Origin of the sequence: Mycobacterium shigaense, from assembly GCF_002356315.1 — a bacterium.
In the GTDB taxonomy this organism is placed as follows: Bacteria; Actinomycetota; Actinomycetes; order Mycobacteriales; family Mycobacteriaceae; genus Mycobacterium; species Mycobacterium shigaense.
The window spans coordinates 1,394,283-1,413,674 of sequence record NZ_AP018164.1; the positions used below are offsets into that span (position 1 = coordinate 1,394,283).

Sequence of the window (19,392 nt, forward strand, 5' to 3'; positions counted from 1 at the left end):
TGCCGACCCGAGACCGCGGCTGCGCACGGTAGCCCTGGGCAGCATGGTCGGCACCACGATCGAGTGGTATGACTTCTACCTCTACGCCACCGCATCCGCGCTCGTCTTCAAACCGCTCTTCTTTCCGCAGGTTTCGCCCACCGCGGGGACGCTGGCGTCGTTCGCCACCTACGCCGCCGGGTTCGGGGCCCGGCCCCTGGGCGCGGTGATGTCTGGACACTTTGGGGATCGGCTGGGGCGCAAGGCGGTTCTGGTCGTCGCGCTGTTGGTGATGGGCTTCGTCACGACCGCGATCGGGGTGCTGCCGACCTATGCCGAGGCCGGGTTGCTCGCTCCGGTCCTGCTGGCGGTGCTGCGGGTACTGCAGGGTCTCGCGGTGGGCGCCGAATGGGGCGGTGCCGCGGTGCTGTCGGTGGAGCATGCGCCGCCCAACCGGCGCGGGCTGTTCGGCAGCTTCACCCAGCTCGGTTCGCCGGCCGGCATGCTGCTGGCGACATCGGTGTTCTCGGTGACCCGCACCCTCACCGGACCGGCCGGATTTCTGTCCTTCGGCTGGCGGATCCCGTTTCTGCTCAGCATCGTTCTGGTGGCGATCGGATTGTTCGTCCGACTCAAGCTCACCGACGCCGAGGTCTTCGGGCGCCTCAAGCAGCGCAATGAGCTGGCACGGCTGCCGGTGCTCGAGGTGCTTCGGCGCCAGCCGCGGAATGTGTTGATAACCACTGGCTTACGGCTATCGCAGATCGCGCTGTTCGTGTTGTTGACAACCTATTCGCTTACCTACCTTCAGGAATCGTTCAGCAAGGGCGCCGGGGTGGGCCTGACTGCGGTGTTGATTTCCTCGGCAATCGGATTTGTCAGCACCCCTGGCTGGGCGTGGCTGTCGGATAGGGTGGGTCGTCGACCGCTGTATCTGTTCGGGGCGCTGGCCGGGGTGCTGGCCTTGCTGCTGTTCTTCGTCGCCGCTGCGACCGGTTCGGCGATCGCGGTGGTGGCATCAATTGTGTTCGGCATCAACGTCGTTCACGATGCCATGTACGGTCCCCAGGCCACCTGGTTCGCCGAACTGTTCGACACCCGGCTGCGCTACAGCGGCGCGTCGCTGGGTTATCAGATCGGGGCCGTGCTGTCCGGTGGTTTCGCCCCGTTGATCGCCGCGGCCCTGCTGGCCGTGGGCGGCGGCCGACCGTGGCTGATCGTGGTGTATTTTGCTGTGCTATCGGCGATCACGGTCGTGGCGGCCTACGCGGCGCGGGAAACGCGCGGGGTGAGCATATGAGCAGGATCTTCCTCAACGCATTCGACATGGCCTGCGTCGGGCACCAGTCGGCGGGGCTGTGGCGCCATCCCGAAGATCAGGGTTATCGCTATCGCGAGCTCGGGTATTGGACCGAGCTGGCCCACACCCTCGAGGCTGGCGGTTTCGACGCGCTGTTTCTGGCCGACGTACTGGGCGTCTACGACGTGTACGGCGCCTCGCGGGATGCGGCGGTGGCCGACGCGGCACAGTTTCCGGTCAACGATCCGACTGCGGCCATCTCGGCGATGGCCGCAGTCACCGAGACCCTCGGGTTCGGCGTCACGCTGTCGCTGACCTACGAGCAGCCCTACGCCCTGGCGCGGCGGTTGACGACGCTGGATCACCTGACCGGCGGGCGGGTCGCGTGGAACATCGTCACGTCGTATCTGGACAGCGCGGCGCGCAATCTCGGCCTGGATGGCCAGATTCCGCATGACCAGCGTTACGAGATCGCCGACGAGTACCTTGAGGTCTGCTACAAGCTGTGGGAGGCGTCGTGGGAATCCGGCGCGGTGGTGGCCGACCGGGAACGAGGCGTGTTCACCGACCCGGCCAAGGTGCACGACATCGAGCACAAGGGGCGTTATTTCACCGTGCCCGGACCGTTCCTGTGCGAGCCGTCGCCGCAGCGGACGCCGGTGTTGTTTCAGGCTGGAGCCTCGCCGCGGGGCGTGCGGTTCGCGGCGGCGAACGCCGAGGCGGTCTTCGTGTCCGGACCGACGCCGCAGATCGTCGCCGGCCCGGTGCGGGCATTGCGGGCGGCGGCGGTCGAGCTGGGCCGAGACCCCCGTTCCATCAAGGTATTCACGATGGTCACCCCGGTGGTCGCCGAGACCCACGACGCCGCCGTCGCCAAGCTGGCGGAGTACCGGCGGTACGTCAGCACGCCTGGGGCGCTGGCCCTTTTCGGCGGCTGGACCGGCATCGACCTGGCCGAACTCGATGCAGCAGAGCCCCTGCGCTACAGCGAGACCGACGCCAACCGGTCCGCGCTGGCCTCCTTCACCACCGCCGAGCGCCCGTGGACCCCGCGCGAATTGGCCGGAGAGCTCGGTATCGGCGGTCGCGGCCCCGTGCTGACGGGCTCGGCCGCTGAGGTGGCCGACGAGCTCGAGCGCTGGGTGGAGGAGGCCGATGTCGACGGGTTCAACCTGGCTTACGTCACCACTCCGGGTACCTTCGTCGACTTCGCCCGGTTGGTCGTGCCGGAGCTGCGCCGGCGCGGCCGGGTGCCCGAGTCGGTGTCGCGGACTACGCTGCGGGAGCGCCTCGGCGGCGCCGGGCCGCTGCTGCCGCCCGGGCACCCCGGTGCGGCGTATCGCCGAAAAGCCTAGGGCGCGACCGTCAACCAGTCGGCGAACCCGGACGGGTCGTGGCGCCCCAGCGCGCCGTGCTCGTAGAGGCCCCATCCCTCGACCGGCTCGCCGTCGCCGTCGCGGCACACCGCCCGGCCGACGTGGTCGATGACGCCGAAGCCGGCCCGCCCGATGATGGCCGGGTCGGTCATGTCGTAAGTCAGCCGCTCGGCGAACTTTTCGCCCTTCCACATGCCGTGGATCCAGTCGGAGTCACCGCCGTAGCCACCACCGACGTGGATGGGGACCGGGAGCCTGGACTCGACGTCGAAGTGGACCGGGGTCCCGTCGGGCGTGGTGGCGTCGATCGTCGCGCCGGTCGGGATGCGGGTACCGGAGGTGTAGTGGATCTTGACCCGCGGCCAGCCCAGCTGCTCGACGCGGCCGTCGCGCCAGACCCGTGTGCAGTCGTTGAGCGAGCGGAACCCGTTGGGCTCCTCCTGGATGATCAGCACGATCGCGAACTCGTCGAACGCCATGGGGACATACAGCCACCACATGCCCTCGAACGGCGGGTCCGCGGGCCGGCCGGCGGGCTCGGCCTCGCCGATCGGGCGGATCCCCCAGGACCGGTCGCGGCTGCCTAGCCAGGTGTTGGGGTCGACGGTGGTCTCCTCGCCGTCGATGACGATGTGCCCGCTCCAGCTGCCGAGCTGAGCGAACCGCTGCGCGTCCAGCGTCACCCGGTTGCCCGAGCGCAGGATGTGCGGCTGCTCCTGGACGACGTCGAACAGGCCCTTCCAGGTGAGATCAGCCGCGATGCCCTCGGTTTCGTCGAGGATCAGCCGCAGCTTGTGCAGCGGCTCGACGACCTCGATCTGGTAGCCGTTGACGTGCTGATTGAGCCGGTCCTGGTCGATCGCGTCCGAAACATGCACGGCGGTCTGGGTGTTGCCGCGGCGGACCAAGAAGAACGCGTCCTTGACCCCGAGATTGGGGTAGTAGCCGATACCGCTGATCACGAAGATGTCGCCGGTGCGGTCGTGGGCGTTGAAGTAGGAACGATCGTAGAAGTTGCGGTCCGAGGAGCCCGGCCAGGCGATCGGCTGGGGGATCTGGTGGACCGGGAATTCGTCGAGCGGTCCGAGCATTACAGATCCTCTCCGATAAGACGTTTCATCAACCCGGCGTGGTAGAACAGCGATTCGACGTCGGCGGGCTTTTCGGTTTCGCCGAAGTGCACGCGGCGCGCGCCGGTGCGCATGAACACGCACGCCCACATCACCCCCGAGTACACGTAAAACCAGTTCAGGTCGCCCACCTCCACGCCGGCCAACCGCTGATAGGTCGCGCGGACGTCGTCCTCGCGCATCACCTCGGGTAGCCCCGGCAACCCCGCAAGCCCAGTGAGTTCTTGAAACACCATGTGCGCGTAGATCATCCACGCGACGTCGAGTTCACGCGGGCCCAGCGTCACCATTTCCCAGTCCAGCACCGCCACCGGGCTGAAGTCGTGGTACAAGACGTTGCCGATCCGGGCGTCGCCCCACAGCAGCACGGGTTGGCGAGCGGCGGCCTCGGTCGGCCAGTTGTCTTCCAGCCACCCGAACGTTCGTTCCAGCAGCGGTGATCGGCCGATGTCGGGCACCGCGAAGTCGTACCAGCCGCGCACCCAGTTGAAGTGTTTGCGCAGCGCCGAGCCGCCCTGCTGCCCCTCGGTCAGGAACCCAAAATCGTTCTCCGCGTTCGGAATCGAATGCAGGGTGGCGAGCACGCCGACGGTGGTGTCTTGCAGTTCGCGTTGCCGCTCGACGGGCGCATCGGCGAACCAGTTGTTACCGAAGGTGTAGGGCATGACGTCGGGGGGCACCACGCCATCGACGTAGCCCATCACGAAAAACGGCGTACCCAGGACATCGCCGGTCGGCTCCAGCCAGCGCACCGGTGGGACCGGGACGTCGGTGAGTTCGCCGACCTTGCGGATCACGTCGAACTGATGGTCGAGTCGGTAGGTGGGGAAGACCTGCACATCTTCGGGAGCCGGCGCCACCCGGGCCACCAGCTTCTGCTCGGTCGGCTGCCCGTCCTGTTGCCAGCGGGCGGTCAAGATGATGGTCTCGGACGACATGCCCGTCGAGTCCACCCCGCTTTCGACCGTGACCTCGGGATTCGCGCTGCCGGGAAGGACGGTCGCCAGCCATTTCGACAGGACCGCGGGCAGGGTGGTGACGTCGCGGCTGGAACGCTGGAGTCGGTCGACCTTGTCGAGCACAGGCTCGTTTGCCACCGGTGCCTCCTTCTTTGAGACTTCTTCGCGGCAATTACGATACGGTAGGTAGCGTTATGAAAGCAGACCCGTCCGACCTTGACAAGAGCCCAGGTGCCGGCCGCCCCAGGGATCCGCGTATCGACTCCGCCATCCTATCGGCGACCGCCGAGCTGCTGGTGCAAATCGGCTACTCCAACCTCAGCCTGGCCGCGGTCGCCGAGCGGGCGGGCACGACGAAGTCGGCGCTGTACCGCCGTTGGTCCAGCAAGGCGGAGTTGGTGCACGAAGCGGTGTTCCCGATAGCGCCGAGCGCGCTGGAGGCCCCCGCCGGCGACTTCGCGGCCGATCTGCGGATGATGATCGAGGCCACCCGGCAGGTTTTCACCGCCCCGGTGGTGCGCGCGGCGTTGCCCGGTCTGGTGGCCGACATGACCGCCGACCCCGATCTGAACGCCCGGGTGATGTCGCGCTTCACCGACCTGTTCGTCGCGGTCCGGTTGCGCCTGCGCGAGGCGGTCGACCGGGGCGAGGCGCACCCCGACGTGGATCCGGACCGGCTGATCGAACTGATCGGGGGAGCGACGATGCTTCGAATGCTGCTGCGCCCCGACGAGGAGCTCGATGACGCGTGGGTCGACCAGACCACCGTGATCGTGGTGCACGGGGTGACGCGATGACGCCGCGACTCGGCGGCCGCACCGCGATCGTGACCGGCGCCAGCCGCGGGCTGGGCCGGGCGATCGCCCTGGCGCTGGCCGCCGAGGGCGCCGCCGTCGCCGTCGTCGGGCGCACCGAACAGGTGTGGGACGACCGGTTGCCGGGCACCATCGGCGAGACCGTTGCGGCCATCGAGGCGGCGGGCGGCAGCGCGGTCGCAGTGCGCGCCGATCTGACCGACCGCGACGACATCACCCGGGTGGTGAGCGAGACCCGAGACGCGTTGGGGCCCATCACGATCCTGATCAACAACGCGGCCTTCACGGCGCCCGGGCGCCCGCCGACGCCCGGTGCGCAGGCGCGCGCCAAGCCGGCCAAGGCCGCCGCTCCGGGCGTCGCCAAACCCGGCTGGCCGGGTTTCGTCAGTACGCCGCTGCACGCCTTCCGGCGCCACTTCGAGATCGCGGTCTTCGCGGCCTACGAGTTGATGCAGCTGGTGTCCCCGGACATGATCACCGCTGGCGGAGGCTCGATCGTCAACATCACCTCGGTCGCCTCGCGGCTGCCCGGCGACGGGCCCTATCCGAACCGCAGCGGCGGCGTTCTGCCCGGTTACGGGGGATCCAAGGCGGCCCTAGAGCATCTCACGCAGTGCGCAGCGTTCGACCTCGCCGGTCACAACGTGGCCGTGAACGCCCTGGCGCCGTCGAAACCGATCCAGACGCCCGGGCTGTCTTACTACGCGACTGCGTTCACCGACACCTCGTCAGAGGACGAATTCGCCAGGGCCACAGTAGAATTGGCATTGGTCGATCCCGGGGCGGTGACGGGCCGCACGATCGGCCACCGCGAGGTCCTCGACGGAAGCTTCCGCTCGTTCACACCGGTCTAGTGGCGCTCGTCGGCGCGAGCGGTTGAACGGCGCTCGAACGGGGAAGTCACTTCGCCATGGGTACCGCGCTCCCGACGATCACGCAGATGAAACGGGTTGAGAGAAAACTGTACTGGCGGTTGCTGCTGAGACGGATGGGTGCCGGTGAGGGATCGAGCTCGGCCGAGGAGCTGCTGTACCTGGTGCGGGTAGCCAGACGCACCGGAGCCCGTTTGATCGCCGAAATCGGTTTCAACGCAGGGTGTTCCAGCTATGCCCTGCTCAGGCACATTCCCGGTGGCACGGTCGTATCCTTCGACCTCGGCGAGCATGCCTCGGTGGCGGTCAACAAGAGGCTCATCGACAAGACATTCCCCGGCCGTCACACGCTCGTCTGCGGCGACTCGCGCCGGACAGTGCCCGCGTTCGCCGACAGCAACCCCGACCTGCGATTCGATCTGGCGTTCATCGACGGCGGTCACGACTACGAGGTCGCCCGCGCCGACATCCTCAACATGCGTCGCCTTTGTGATGGTCGCACGGCGCTCGTCATGGATGACCTGGTGCCGTGGCGGTCCTACGGCGCGGGCCCGACCAAGGCGTGGGAGGAAGTCATCGAAGGCGAATTGGTCCACCAGGACGAGTTGATTCAGGACGGCGTGCGGGTGGCGGAAGCGCGGCCACCGGGCGACAGGGTGTGGGCGTTGGGGCGATACGTCTCGCCGGCCTAACCGCGCCGTGAACTCGTCGCTGGCCACACCACCGCCCGGCGTGCAAGTATTAGACAAGCCCGTGCCGCAATGGTGGTGGGTAACCGGTCGAGTGGTGTGCCGATGCCCGGTATTGACAAGCCGACGAGGCGCGTGGTCGCGCTCATCGTGCTGTTGATCGTCGTCGCGGCCGCTCTGCGTGGATATCTACCGGTCCGCGACCGGATGCCGCATGCCGGCCCGGGTGCCGGCCGCACGGCAATGGTTTTCGTCGTCGTCGCGCTGAGCGCGACGCTGACCCTCCTCGCGGTGGCGGTCATCGCGCGCCTCCGGGATCCGCGTGCGGTCGCGCCGCAACCGAAGGACCTCTCCGACATGCTGGGCACCGGGTCGGCGCGGCCGAACTGGCGGGTGTTGCTGATCGGACTGGGCGTGATCATTTCGTGGCTGGTGATCGTGACGCTGTTGGCCCGATTGTGGTTGCCGCACAACGCCGCGTCCTCCGGCGCGCCGGACGTGACTTCGCAGCCGTCGCCGGGTGGCGGCGCACCCCCGACGCAGCTGCGGCGCCCGCAACACGACACCGGCAACATGTTCGGCATCCTGTCGGCCGGCGTCATTCCGATGATGCTGCTGCTGGTCGTGGCAACGCTCATCAATGCCAGGCGGCGCCGGCGCGGGTCGGCGACGATCCTCCTCGCCGGTACCGATGCCGAATCCGGCCCGCCGGCGCGGCGTTCCGAATCGCTCGCGCGGGCGGCCGAACTCGGGCTGGCCGCGATGACCGACCTCAGCCGCGAGCCGCGGCAGGCGATCATCGCGTGCTACGCGGCGATGGAATGCGAGCTTGCCAACGTGCCCGGTGCCGTTCCTCAGGAATTCGACACCCCGACCGAGGTGCTGGCCCGCGCCGTCGAACACCATGCGCTGCAGTCCGATAACGCCATTGAGCTGGTGAACCTGTTCGTAGAGGCGCGCTTTTCCCCGCACGTGATGAACGAGGGACATCGCCAGACGGCAGTCGACATGCTGGGGCTGGTCCTCGCCGAACTTCGGAACCCCGTATGAGAAGGCTTATCACTCTTGGTGTTTGCCTGATCGTCGGGGTGGAGCTGCTGGCGCTGATTGTGCACGATCGCCGGTTGGTGGTGGCGGCGTCCGGCGTCACCCTCGCGTTGGTGCTGCTGGCCATCCGGCGCGTCCTGGGCGGCGCCCGGCAACCCGACGCAGAACTGGACGCCGACGAACCGGGAGATACGTTGCGCCGCTGGCTCGCCACCACCGAGACGACGGTCCGATGGGCGGAGTCCACCCGCGGCGACTGGGACCGGCATCTGCGCCCCATGCTCGCCCGACGATACGAAATCGCTACGGGCCAAAGGCAAGCCAAGGACCCTGCGGCATTCCAGGCCACCGGCCGAATGCTGTTCGGCCATGAGCTCTGGGATTGGGTCAATCCCAACAACATCACCCGCACCGCGGAGCACCAGCCGGGTCCCGGCCGGGGAGCATTCGAGGAGATCCTGCGAAAGCTGGAACAGGTATGACAGAGGGCGCCACGATGCCGGCCGCCACGACGACCGCACACTGCGAGGCCGTGCTCGACGAAATCGAACGGGTGGTGGTGGGAAAGCGTGCCGCGCTCACCCTCATCCTCACGGCGGTGCTCGCACGCGGCCACGTGCTCATCGAGGATCTGCCCGGCCTGGGCAAGACGCTGATCGCGCGGTCTTTCGCTGCCGCGCTGGGGCTGCGATTCACCCGGGTCCAGTTCACCCCGGACCTGCTGCCGGCGGACCTGCTGGGCTCGACGATCTACGACATGCAGTCGGGTCGTTTCGCATTCCGTCCGGGACCGATCTTCACCAACCTGCTGCTTGCCGACGAGATCAACCGCACGCCGCCGAAGACGCAGGCCGCGTTGCTCGAGGCGATGGCCGAGGGTCAGGTCAGCATCGACGGCGAAACCCACAAGCTACCCGCCCCCTTCGTCGTGCTGGCGACCGACAATCCGATCGAGTACGAGGGCACCTACCCGCTACCGGAAGCTCAGCTGGATCGGTTCGCGATCCGGCTGGAGCTGCGTTACTTGTCTGAGCACGACGAGACGTCGATGCTGCGCCGACGCCTGGATCGCGGTTCGGCCGAGGCCACGGTCAATCAGGTGGTGGACGGCCACGACCTGCTGGCGATGCGCGAATCGGTCGAGCAGGTCACAGTGCACGAGGACGTCCTGCACTACGTGGTCTCGCTGGCCACCGCGACCCGGCGTCATCCGCAGGTCGCGGTGGGCGCCAGCCCGCGCGCCGAACTCGACCTGGTCCAACTCGCCCGCGCCCGAGCGCTGCTGCTCGGCCGCGACTACGTGATCCCCGAAGACGTCAAGGCGCTCGCGACGCCGGCGATCGCGCACCGGATCACGCTGCGACCGGAGATGTGGGTCCGCAAGATTCAAGGCGCCGACGTGGTCGGGGAACTGCTGCGGCGCCTACCGGTGCCGCGAACGGCCGGCGGGCCCGGAGACACGCAGTGAGAGCCCGGTGAGCGACGGCGGCTATGCCGACTTCCACTGGCGTGCATCACAACTCACGCGGGCGATCGCGACCTGCGCGGGCGTCGCGCTGGCAGCCGCGGTCATCGGCGGGCGCTGGGAGCTCATCGCCTTCGCGGCGCCCCTGCTCGGGGTGCTCTGCTCGATCAGCTGGCAGCCTGCAGTGCCCACGATCCAGGTGCAGGCCGACCCCGACTCCCAGCGCTGCTTCGAAGACGAGCAGGCCCGACTGAGCGTCTGGGCAACCGAGGAGGCGAAGGGCGGGGCCTACGCTGTCGAATTGTCCATTCCCGCCATCGAGGGCATGCGGCTCGATGTGCTGGATTCGCCGACGGGACAGGGCAAATCGGTCGTAGCATCCGCGCGACGCTGGGGGCGATATTTCATCCGTGCCCAGGTCGATGTGGTGACGCGCGGCGGGCTGCTGGCGGGGACCGCGACCGTCGACGCCGCCGAGGTCATCGTGTTCCCCCTCACTCCGCCGCAGTCCACCCCGATCCCGCCGACCGAGCTGCTCGATCGCCTCGGTGCTCACCTCACCCGGCACGTCGGCCCAGGCGTCGAGTACGCCGACATTCGTCCCTTCGTGCCCGGGGATCAACTGCGAGCAGTCAATTGGCCGGTGAGTGCCCGCCGTGGGCAGTTGCACGTGACGCAGCGGCTGACCGACCGCGCGGCCGACGTGATCGTGCTCATCGACACCTATCGGCAGCCGGCCGGCCCGGCGACCCAGGCCACCGAGCGCGTCGTGCGGGGCGCGGCACAGGTGGTGCAGACCGCGTTACGTCACGGTGACCGCGCCGGTATCGTCGCATTGGGGGACAACCGCCCGCGCTGGCTCGGCGCGGACATCGGCCAGCGCCAGTTCTACCGCGTGCTCGACACGGTGCTCGGCACCGGCGACCGATTCGAAAACACCACGGGCACACTGGCGCCGCGCGCGGCCGTTCCCGCCGGCGCGATCGTCATCGCATTCTCCACGCTGCTGGACACCGAATTCGCATTGGCGCTGATCGACTTACGCAAACGCGGCCACGTCGTCGTCGCCGTCGACATCCTCGATCGCCTTCCGTTCGCGGGCGAACAAGACCCGCTTGTCGAACGCCTGTGGGCGGCGCAGCGCGCCGCGATGTACCGCGACATGGCCACGATCGGTGTCGACATCGTGTCGTGGCAGGCCGACCGCAGCCTGGAGCAGTCGATGAATGCGCTCCCGGATCGCCGGCACCGGGCCCGTACGCGGGTGCGGAGGTAACAATGCGACCTCCTATGATTTCCGGAACCCATTTTCTGGCAACGGTATTCGGCCTGTTGATGGCCGGAGCGCCCGCGGTCGGGGCGCACGGGATGGCACTGGCAACCGGGGCGGCTGCCGTGCTCGCGATCGGCGCGGGGATCGTGTTTCGCCCCGCCGCCACGCTTGCCGTCCTGCTGGCGGCGGCCACGATCGTGCTGGCCGGCCCGTCGCAGTTGCTTGTCGCGCTGTCCGGACTGTGCGCCGCGGCCTACCTGGTATGCCGACATGCGGTCGGCCCGCGCCCGGCCGACGTTCTGGGGAGCTGGCCGACAATCGTTGCAGCCCTTGGTTTTACTTTGGTCGGACTGGTCGCGACGTCATTTCCCGTGCAGCTTCCGTGGCTGCCGCTTGCCGCCCCGCTGGGGGTGTTGGCGATCTACGTGGTGGCGACGCGTCCGTTCCTGAACTAGTGCAGTAGCTGCGCGGCGTGATCGGCCAGGTCGAGCAACGGCTGCGGGAAAATACCCAGAATCACTGTGGCGGCCGCGCATACGGCGATGGCGATCTTGCTCAGGATGCCGGGCTCGACCACTTGCGGCGTGTTCTCGGTCGGCTCGTTGAAGAACATCGACACGATGACCCGCACATAGAAGTAGGCGGCGATCCCGCTGGCGACCACGCCGATGATCACCAGCGGCACGGCGCCGCCCTGGGCGGCGGCCTTGAAAACCGTAAGCTTGCTGATGAATCCACTCGTCAGCGGGATGCCCGCGAACGCCAGCAAGAACATCGAAAGCATCACGCCGACAATGGGGGAGCGCTGTCCCAGGCCGGTCCAGTGGGACAGGGTGGCGTCCTCGACGCCGTCTGCGTCGCGGATCAGGCCGACGATGGCGAACGCTCCCACCGTGCTGAAGCTGTAGGCGACCAGGTAGAACAGGGTGGCCGACAGGCCGGCCGCGTTGTCGGCGATCACGCCGGTGAGGATGAAACCGACGTGTGTCACCGACGAATACGCCAGCATCCGCTTGACGTCGCTCTGGTTCACCGCGGTGATCGTGCCGACGGCCATGGTCAGGATCGCGATCGCCCACAGCACGGGACGCCACTCGGCATGCAGCGGGGGCAGCGCGACGTAGACCACCCGCAGCAGCGCTCCGAACGCCGCCACCTTGGTGGCCGCCGCCATGAAGCCGGTGATCGGCGTCGGTGCGCCCTGGTACACGTCGGGAATCCAGGAGTGGAAGGGGACCGCGCCGACCTTGAACAGGAGGCCCACCGACAGCAGCGCGACACCGACCAGTGCCATCGAGCTGTCGCCGTGTGCGCCAAGGGCATCGCGGATGCCGGGGAGTAGTAGCGTGCCGGTCGCGCCGTAGATCAACGCGACACCGTAGAGGAAGAACGCCGACGAAAAGGCGCCCAGCAGGAAGTACTTCAGCGCCGACTCCTGCGACATCAGCCGGCGATGACGAGCCAGGCCGCACATGAGGTACAGCGGCAGCGACAGGACTTCCAGCGCGACGAACATCGTCAGCAGGTCGTTGGATGCCGGGAACACCATCATGCCGCCGACCGAGAGCAGTGCCAGTGGGAACAGCTCCGTCTGCGCGGCCCCGGCCCGTTCGGCCTCGCGCTCGGCGGCGCTGTCCGGCACCGCTGATGCCTGCGGCGTGAAGGAATCCAGCCCGGCCGCGACTCCCACCGGCACCTTGGTGTCCGTTCGTGCGTGCGTGCGCTCGGCCATGAAAACGACGGCCAACACGGCGACCAGTACCACGGTGCCTTGCAGGTACAGGGTGGTCCGGTCGATGGCCACCGCCCCGAGGACCGCGCTGCGGCCAGCCGCCGGAAGCGATTGCGCCACCTTGATGATCGCGATGAACGCCGCGATCAAACCGGCTAGCGACAGCGTTACCTGCGTCGCGTAGCGGATTCGCCTGGGCAGGAACGCTTCGACCAGCACGCCCGCGACCGCGACGGCAAAGACGATGAGCATCGGGGACAGCAGGAAATACTCGACGCTGGGGGTGGGCAGGGTCATCGGTGGGGTCCTTCGGCTGTCCGGGGTGCAGCTTGCGGTCTCGAGGCCGGTTTCACGGCATCGACCGGGACGCTCGGTGCGGGGTCATGCTGGCCGATGGTGATCATGGTGTGGTCTACGGCCGGATTGATGATGTCCAGCACCGGCTTCGGGTAGACGCCCAGCACGAACAGCAGCGCGAGCAACGGCGCCACGACGACCAGTTCGCGCGCCCGCAGGTCGGTGATGCGGTCGTTGCCCTCGGCCACCGGACCGGTCATCACCCGCTGGTAGAGCCACAGCATGTAGATCGCGGCGAGCACCAATGCGGTCACGCCGATCGCGCCCGCCAGCCAGTACCGGCTGAAAGTGCCCAGCAGGACCAGGAATTCGCTGACGAAGGGCGCCAGTCCGGGCAGCGAGAGGGTGGCCATGGCCGAAACCAGAAAGGTGCCGGCCAGGATCGGCGCCACCTTCTGCACTCCGCCGTAGTCGGCGATCGACCTGCTGCCGCGCCGGGCCACCAGGAAGCCCGCGATCAGGAACACCGCGGCGGTCGACAGGCCGTGGTTGAGCATGTACAGCGTCGAGCCGCTCTGCCCCTGGCTGGTCATGACGAAGATGCCGGCGATGATGAAGCCGAAGTGGGAGATCGACGTGTACGCGATCAGGCGCATCAGGTCTTTCTGGCCGATCGCGACGACCGCGCCGTAGATCACACCGATGATCGCCAGCGTCACAACCAGCGGGCGGAAATACGTTGACGCGTCGGGGAACAGCTGCAGGCAGTAGCGCAGCATGCCGAAGGTGCCGACCTTGTCCATCACCGCGGTGATCAGGACGGCGGTCGCCGGGGTCGCCTCGACGCAGGCGTCGGGTAGCCAGCGGTGGAACGGCCACAGCGGCGCCTTGACGGCGAACGCGAACATGAAGCCCAAGAACAGCGCCTTGAACACCGCGGGGTCCACACCGGCGAATCGGCCCGACGAGATGCCGGTCACGATTTCGCGGAAGTCGAAGGTGCCCGAGCCGTGCTGGGCGGTCACGACATACAGTCCGATTACGGCCGCCAGCATGATCAGGCCGCCGAACAGGTTGTACAGCAAGAACTTCACGGCGGCGCGCGACCGGCTGGCGCCCTTGCCGAAGCCACCGATGAGGAAGTACATCGGGATCAGCATGGCCTCGAAGAACACGTAGAACAGCAGCACGTCCAGCGCCATCACCGAGATCAGCACCATTGACTCGATGGCCAGCGTCAAGGCGACGTAGGCGTGCACGCCCCGAGTGCGCTGGCCGCCGTCGTTCCAACCGGCCACCAGCAGCAGCGGAATCAGGATCGCGGTCAACAGCACCAGCACCACCGCGATGCCGTCCACGCCGAGGTGGTATCCGGCGCCGAAAGCCGGTATCCACGGGTGGTTTTCCAGGAACTGGTAGGGCGCGCCGCCGGTCTTGAAGCCCGCCGCGACGGCGATCGCCACGCCCAGCGTCGCGACGCTGAAGACGACGCCGCTCCACTTGGCGAGCTGACGCAGGCCCGGCGGCAGCAGGATGATCAGGATCGAACCCGCCAAAGGCAGCAGCCACAGCACGCTCAGCCATGGCACGTTAGTCATGAGCGCCGCTCCTTCTCATCGCTGCGCGCTGCATCGTCGCCACGCGCATGCTCACCACGTCTGCACCGCCAGGATCGCTGCGACCACGAGTACCGCGCCGGCCAGCATCGAGAGCGCGTAGGAGCGCGCGAAGCCGGTTTGCAGTCCCCGCAACCGATTCGAGGTCCGGCTCACCAGCGCGGCCAGCGCATTGACCGAGCCGTCGACACCGGCGTCGTCGAATTCGACCAGTGCGTCGGTGAGTTGCGCGCCAGGACGCATGAACACCTCCTCGTTGAAGGCATCGCCGTAGAGGTCTCTGCGCGCGGCCGTCGTGAGCGCGGAAACCCGGACGGGGGGAACGCTCGGGATCTCCGCCTTGCCGCCGTACATCCGATAGGCCACTGCGATACCGACCACGACGACCGACAGTGCGAGCGTGGTGCTGAGCCAGGCGGGGAGGGCGTGCGTCGCTTCCTCGTGCGCGCCGACGACCGGTTCCAGCCAGTGCGGCAGGGTGCCCCCGATGGCGAACAGGCCGCCGGAGAACACCGAGCCAAAGGCCAGCAGGATCATCGGCCCGCTCATCAGCGCTGGCGCTTCATGCGGGTGACTGCCCGGGGCCCAACGCTTTTCGCCGAAGAAGGTCATCAGCATCACCCGGGTCATGTAGAAGGCGGTGATGCCCGCACCCAGCAACGCGGCCCCGCCCAGCGTGTAGCCCCGGATGCCGCCGGCGCCCAGCGCCGCCTCGATGATGGCGTCCTTGGAGTAGAAGCCCGCGAAGGGCGGCACGCCGATGATGGCCAGGTACCCCAACCCGAAGGTGACGAATGTGATCGGCAGGGCGGCGCGCAGCCCGCCGTAACGACGCATGTCCTGCTCTTCGTGCATCGCGTGGATGATCGAGCCCGACCCGAGGAACAGGCCGGCCTTGAAGAAGCCGTGGGTGAGCAGATGCATGATCGCGAACGCGTACCCGGCGGGACCGAGTCCCGCCGCCAGCACCATGTAGCCGATCTGGCTCATCGTCGATGCCGCCAGCGCCCGTTTGATGTCGTCTTTGGCGCAGCCGATGAACGCCCCGAACAGCAAAGTGACGGCACCGACGAGGACGACGCCCAATTGCGCACCGGGAGCAAGGTTGTACAGCGGGTTGGACCGCACAATCAGGTACACGCCCGCGGTCACCATGGTCGCCGCGTGAATAAGGGCGGAGACGGGGGTCGGGCCCTCCATCGCGTCACCCAACCAGGCCTGCAGCGGCACCTGGGCGGATTTGGCGCAGGCGCCGAGCAGCAGCAGCAATCCCATCGCCGTGAGCACGCCGCGGCTGGCGGCGGGTGCACCGGCGAAAACGCCGGCGTACGAGAGGGTTCCGAATGTGGTGAACATCAAGAACATGCCCACCGCCAGGCCCGCGTCGCCGACCCGGTTCATCACGAATGCTTTCTTCGCGGCCGTGGCCGCCGACGGCTTGTGGTACCAGAAACCGATCAGCAGGTAGGACGCCAGGCCCACGCCTTCCCAACCGACGTAGAGCACCAGGTAGTTGTCGGCGACGACGAGCAGCAGCATGGAAGCCAGGAACAGGTTGAGATAGCCGAAAAACCGGCGGCGGTCCGGGTCTTCGGCCATGTAGGCGACCGAGTAGATGTGGATCAGCGATCCCACCCCGGAGATCAGCAGCACGAAACAGATTGACAGCTGGTCGATCTGCAGCCCGAAGTCGACCTGGAATTGGTTGACCGGAATCCAGGTGAACAGCGTCTGGTGCAGTGCGCGGTGTTCGCTGTCGCGACTCAAAAGGTCCGACAGCAGCGTGGCACCCACGGCGAAGGCCCCTAGGGCGGCCAGGACGCCCAGCCAGTGGCCCCACGCGTCGGTGCGTCTGCCCCCGAACAGCAGGATCGCGGCACCCGCCAGCGGCAGCGCCACCAGCAGCCAGGTGTAGTCAGTCATCGTGGCGTTCTCAGCCTCTGAGTAGGTTCGCGTCGTCGACCGACGCCGATTTGCGGGCACGGAAAATCGTCATGATGATGGCCAGGCCGATGACGACCTCGCAGGCTGCCACCACCATCGTGAAGAATGCGATCATCTGCCCGTCCAGGTGGCCGTGCATCCGCGCGAAGGTGACGAACGCCAGGTTGACGGCATTGAGCATGAGCTCGACGCACATGAACATGACGATGGCGTTGCGGCGCAGCAGCACACCCGAGGCCCCGATGGTGAAGAGCAGCGCCGAAAGATAAAGGTAATTGGCCGGATTCATGAGGTGCCGCCTCGAACAGTTTCGGGAGAGGAAATCGCTTTGCCGTCGGCGTCGCGGATGCGCAGGATCTTCGACACCGACAATTCGGAGTACGAGCCGTCGGGCAGCCGCGCGGCCACGTCGACCGCGTTGTGCCGCGCATAGATACCCGGGTTGGGCAGCGGGGTGGGATGCCCGCCGGGCAGGAAGCGCTCCTGGGAGAGCTCGCGCTGCGTCTTGCGGCGTTCGAAACGCTCCCGGTGCGCCAGGATCATCGCACCCACGGCAGCGGTGATCAGCAGCGCGCTGGTCAGTTCGAATGCCCACAGATACCGCGAAAAGATCAGTGCTGCCAGGCCTTCGACGTTGCCGCCGGAGTTGGCGGTGGTCAGCCCGACGAAGCCCCCGGTGGCCACATTGCCGATGGTGGCGACCAGCAGGATGCCGAACCCGAGCCCGGTGACCACCGCGGCGATGCGTTGCCCGCGCAGCGTTTCCTTCAGCGATTCCGCGGAGTCCACGCCGATCAGCATCAGCACGAACAAGAACAGCATCATCACCGCGCCGGTGTAGACCACGACTTGAACGACACCCAAAAACAGCGCGTCCTGGATCATGTAGAACACGGCCAGGATGATCATCGTCAATGCCAGGAACATCGCCGAGTACACGGCGTTGACCGCCAGCACGACGCCGAGGGCACCGAGCACCGCGACCACGCCCAGCACCCAGAACGCGACGGCCTCGCCGGTCGAGGTGCGCACGATGGCGTCGGTCGCCAGGTTTGTGGCGAGGTAGGCCGTGGTCACCGCACGTCCCCGGCTGTTTCTTTCGCGTCAGCTCGGGCCTTCAGCCCGTCTGCCGTCACATTGCCCCGGTAGTAGTCCTTGTCGGTCGCGCCCTCGGCTCTCGGGTGCGGCGGCGCGAGCATGTTCTGCAGCAGGGGCGCCAGCAGCCGATCCTTTTCGTAGATCAGGTCGGCCCGATTGTCGTCGGCCATCTCGTAGTCGTTGGTCATCGTCAGCGCCCGGGTGGGGCAGGCCTCGATGCACAGGCCGCAGCCGATGCAGCGCAGATAGTTGATCTGATACACCCGACCGTAGCGTTCCCCGGGGGAAAACCTCGCCTCGTCGGTGTTGTCGGCGCCCTCGACGTAGATGGCGTCGGCCGGGCAGGCCCAGGCGCACAGCTCGCAGCCGATGCACTTCTCCAGCCCGTCCGGATACCGGTTGAGTTGGTGACGGCCGTGGTAGCGGGGCTTGACCGGCCCGGGCTTCTCCGGATATCCCTCGGTGACACGCTTTTTGAACATCGAGCTGAACGTCACGCCGAAACCGGCGACTCCGTCGAGGAATTTAGCCACCTGCGTTCTCCTTGCTCGCGCCGACCGGCAGCGCACGACTGGGCGCCTTCGGCAGCGGCGGTGTCGGGAATGCCGGCTCAATGCGGTGCAGGCCGGGACTTTGTTTGCTTTGCCGCCGGAGCTCACGCTCCAGGGCACGAATGCTGGGCGCCGCGAATGGCTTTCGCAGCAGCAGCACGACGACGACGGCGAAGACGAGGCTGCTGAACACCAGTATCGGGGTCCAGTGCGGGTAGCCCTGGTTGCGCGCGGTGCGGATCACCGCGGCGATCAGCACCCACACCAGCGAGGCCGGGATCAGCAATTTCCAGCCTAGCGCCATGAATTGGTCGTAGCGCAGGCGCGGCAGCGAGGCGCGCAGCCACATGTAGATGAACAGGAAGGTCCACATCTTGGCGGTGAACCAGAGCACCGGCCACCAGCCGGTGTTGGCCTCGGGCCACATGTCCAGGGGCCAAGGCGCGTGCCAGCCACCGAAGAACAGGACGGTCGCCAGCGACGAGACCGTCATCATGTTCACGTATTCGGCGAGCATGAACATCGCGAACTTCAGCGACGAGTATTCGGTGTGGAAGCCAGCGACCAGTTCGCCCTCGGCCTCGGGCAGGTCGAAGGGGGCGCGGTTGGTCTCACCCACCATGGAGATCAGGTAGATGACGAACGACGGCGCCAGCAGGAACACATACCAGACGCGGTCTTGGGCGGCAACGATTTCCGACGTCGACATGGAGCCGGCGTAGAGGAACACCGCCGCGAACGAGAGCCCCATCGCGACCTCGTAGGAGATGACCTGGGCGGTCGAGCGCACCCCGCCGAGCAGCGGGTAGGTGGACCCGGACGCCCAGCCGCCCAGCACGATGCCGTACACCCCGATCGCCGACAGACCCAGGATGAACAGCACCGCGACCGGCATGTCGGTCAGCTGCAGGGGCGTGCGGTGGCCGAAAATCGACACCTCGGGACCGAACGGGATGAACGCGAACGCGGTGAACGCCGGGATCGTCGAAAAGACCGGCGCCGCAAAGTAAACGAATTTGTCGACGCCGGCGGGTGTGATGCTCTCCTTGAGGGCCAGCTTGATCCCGTCGGCCAGGCTCTGCAGCGTGCCCCACGGCCCCGCCCGGTTGGGGCCCGGCCGCAGCTGCATCCAGCCGAGGATCTTGCGTTCCAGCAGAATTGCGAGCAGCACGTTCAGCATCAGGAACACGAAGATGGCCAGCGCCTTGCCCAGCACCAGCCACCAGGTGTCGTGTCCGAAGGCGGCCAA

Annotated in this window: 19 protein-coding genes; 10 read left to right on the forward strand and 9 right to left on the reverse strand. The window is 67.3% G+C overall.

What is annotated here, in order from left to right; genetic code table 11:
• The first annotated feature begins 43 nt into the window (after nucleotides 1-43).
• Both MSG_RS06640 and MSG_RS06645 read left to right on the forward strand, forming a co-directional pair.
• On the forward strand, nucleotides 44-1,279 hold the full coding sequence (locus MSG_RS06640; RefSeq protein ID WP_096438133.1) for an MFS transporter: 1,236 nt from the start codon (nucleotides 44-46) through the stop codon (nucleotides 1,277-1,279).
• Nucleotides 1,276-2,634 carry an LLM class flavin-dependent oxidoreductase gene (locus MSG_RS06645; protein ID WP_096438135.1) on the forward strand — a complete coding sequence of 453 codons (1,359 nt, stop codon included), beginning with the start codon at nucleotides 1,276-1,278 and terminating at the stop codon, nucleotides 2,632-2,634. Before MSG_RS06640 ends, MSG_RS06645 begins: the two co-directional genes overlap by 4 nt.
• Here the strand turns inward: MSG_RS06645 and MSG_RS06650 are convergent.
• Together MSG_RS06650 and MSG_RS06655 are read right to left on the reverse strand one after the other, a co-directional pair.
• Nucleotides 2,631-3,746: a hypothetical protein gene (locus MSG_RS06650; protein ID WP_096438137.1), complete on the reverse strand. Its 1,116-nt coding sequence runs from the start codon at nucleotides 3,744-3,746 to the stop codon at nucleotides 2,631-2,633. The genes MSG_RS06645 and MSG_RS06650 overlap by 4 nt on opposite strands.
• A complete protein-coding gene (locus MSG_RS06655) occupies nucleotides 3,746-4,882 on the reverse strand; it encodes a phosphotransferase family protein (protein ID WP_096438139.1) in 1,137 nt (378 codons plus the stop codon). The genes MSG_RS06650 and MSG_RS06655 overlap by 1 nt, the downstream gene beginning before the upstream one ends.
• A 56-nt stretch (nucleotides 4,883-4,938) precedes the next feature.
• Between MSG_RS06655 and MSG_RS06660 the strand changes: the two genes are divergently transcribed.
• The 8 genes from MSG_RS06660 (at nucleotide 4,939) to MSG_RS06695 (ending at nucleotide 11,360) form a co-directional block, all read left to right on the forward strand.
• Nucleotides 4,939-5,541, forward strand: coding sequence for a TetR/AcrR family transcriptional regulator (locus tag MSG_RS06660; RefSeq protein ID WP_096438141.1), 603 nt, complete (start codon nucleotides 4,939-4,941; stop codon nucleotides 5,539-5,541).
• Entirely contained in the window at nucleotides 5,538-6,413 is an 876-nt protein-coding gene (locus MSG_RS06665) for an SDR family NAD(P)-dependent oxidoreductase (RefSeq protein ID WP_096438143.1), read from the forward strand. Before MSG_RS06660 ends, MSG_RS06665 begins: the two co-directional genes overlap by 4 nt.
• An 86-nt stretch (nucleotides 6,414-6,499) precedes the next feature.
• Entirely contained in the window at nucleotides 6,500-7,123 is a 624-nt protein-coding gene (locus tag MSG_RS06670; protein ID WP_162899162.1) for a class I SAM-dependent methyltransferase, read from the forward strand.
• 102 nt (nucleotides 7,124-7,225) lie between these two features.
• Nucleotides 7,226-8,170, forward strand: a complete 945-nt coding sequence (locus tag MSG_RS06675; RefSeq protein ID WP_096444164.1) for a DUF4129 domain-containing protein — start codon at nucleotides 7,226-7,228, stop codon at nucleotides 8,168-8,170.
• Entirely contained in the window at nucleotides 8,167-8,649 is a 483-nt protein-coding gene (locus MSG_RS06680) for a hypothetical protein (protein ID WP_096438147.1), read from the forward strand. The genes MSG_RS06675 and MSG_RS06680 overlap by 4 nt, the downstream gene beginning before the upstream one ends.
• Before the next feature lie 14 nt (nucleotides 8,650-8,663).
• Nucleotides 8,664-9,635 carry an AAA family ATPase gene (locus MSG_RS06685; RefSeq protein ID WP_181159157.1) on the forward strand — a complete coding sequence of 324 codons (972 nt, stop codon included), beginning with the start codon at nucleotides 8,664-8,666 and terminating at the stop codon, nucleotides 9,633-9,635.
• Nucleotides 9,636-9,642: 7 nt separating this feature from the next.
• Complete coding sequence (locus MSG_RS06690) at nucleotides 9,643-10,908, forward strand: DUF58 domain-containing protein (RefSeq protein ID WP_096438151.1); 1,266 nt, start codon at nucleotides 9,643-9,645, stop codon at nucleotides 10,906-10,908.
• A gap of 14 nt (nucleotides 10,909-10,922) precedes the next feature.
• Complete coding sequence (locus tag MSG_RS06695) at nucleotides 10,923-11,360, forward strand: hypothetical protein (protein ID WP_096438153.1); 438 nt, start codon at nucleotides 10,923-10,925, stop codon at nucleotides 11,358-11,360.
• Here MSG_RS06695 and nuoN read toward each other — a convergent pair.
• The 7 genes from nuoN to nuoH are packed head-to-tail and all read right to left on the reverse strand — an operon-like array spanning nucleotide 11,357 to nucleotide 19,392.
• Nucleotides 11,357-12,934: an NADH-quinone oxidoreductase subunit NuoN gene (nuoN, locus tag MSG_RS06700; RefSeq protein WP_096438155.1), complete on the reverse strand. Its 1,578-nt coding sequence runs from the start codon at nucleotides 12,932-12,934 to the stop codon at nucleotides 11,357-11,359. The genes MSG_RS06695 and nuoN overlap by 4 nt on opposite strands.
• Nucleotides 12,931-14,532 carry an NADH-quinone oxidoreductase subunit M gene (locus tag MSG_RS06705; RefSeq protein WP_096438157.1) on the reverse strand — a complete coding sequence of 534 codons (1,602 nt, stop codon included), beginning with the start codon at nucleotides 14,530-14,532 and terminating at the stop codon, nucleotides 12,931-12,933. The genes nuoN and MSG_RS06705 overlap by 4 nt, the downstream gene beginning before the upstream one ends.
• Nucleotides 14,533-14,583: 51 nt before the next feature.
• Nucleotides 14,584-16,473: an NADH-quinone oxidoreductase subunit L gene (gene nuoL / locus MSG_RS06710; RefSeq protein WP_096438159.1), complete on the reverse strand. Its 1,890-nt coding sequence runs from the start codon at nucleotides 16,471-16,473 to the stop codon at nucleotides 14,584-14,586.
• Between the two features lie 10 nt (nucleotides 16,474-16,483).
• Nucleotides 16,484-16,783: an NADH-quinone oxidoreductase subunit NuoK gene (nuoK, locus tag MSG_RS06715; RefSeq protein WP_096438161.1), complete on the reverse strand. Its 300-nt coding sequence runs from the start codon at nucleotides 16,781-16,783 to the stop codon at nucleotides 16,484-16,486.
• Nucleotides 16,780-17,544 (reverse strand): NADH-quinone oxidoreductase subunit J, encoded by a 765-nt coding sequence (locus MSG_RS06720; protein ID WP_373421136.1) that lies wholly within the window; start codon nucleotides 17,542-17,544, stop codon nucleotides 16,780-16,782. Before MSG_RS06720 ends, nuoK begins: the two co-directional genes overlap by 4 nt.
• A 23-nt stretch (nucleotides 17,545-17,567) precedes the next feature.
• Nucleotides 17,568-18,125, reverse strand: a complete 558-nt coding sequence (gene nuoI, locus MSG_RS06725; RefSeq protein WP_232011180.1) for an NADH-quinone oxidoreductase subunit NuoI — start codon at nucleotides 18,123-18,125, stop codon at nucleotides 17,568-17,570.
• Complete coding sequence (nuoH, locus tag MSG_RS06730) at nucleotides 18,118-19,392, reverse strand: NADH-quinone oxidoreductase subunit NuoH (RefSeq protein WP_170063190.1); 1,275 nt, start codon at nucleotides 19,390-19,392, stop codon at nucleotides 18,118-18,120. The genes nuoI and nuoH overlap by 8 nt, the downstream gene beginning before the upstream one ends.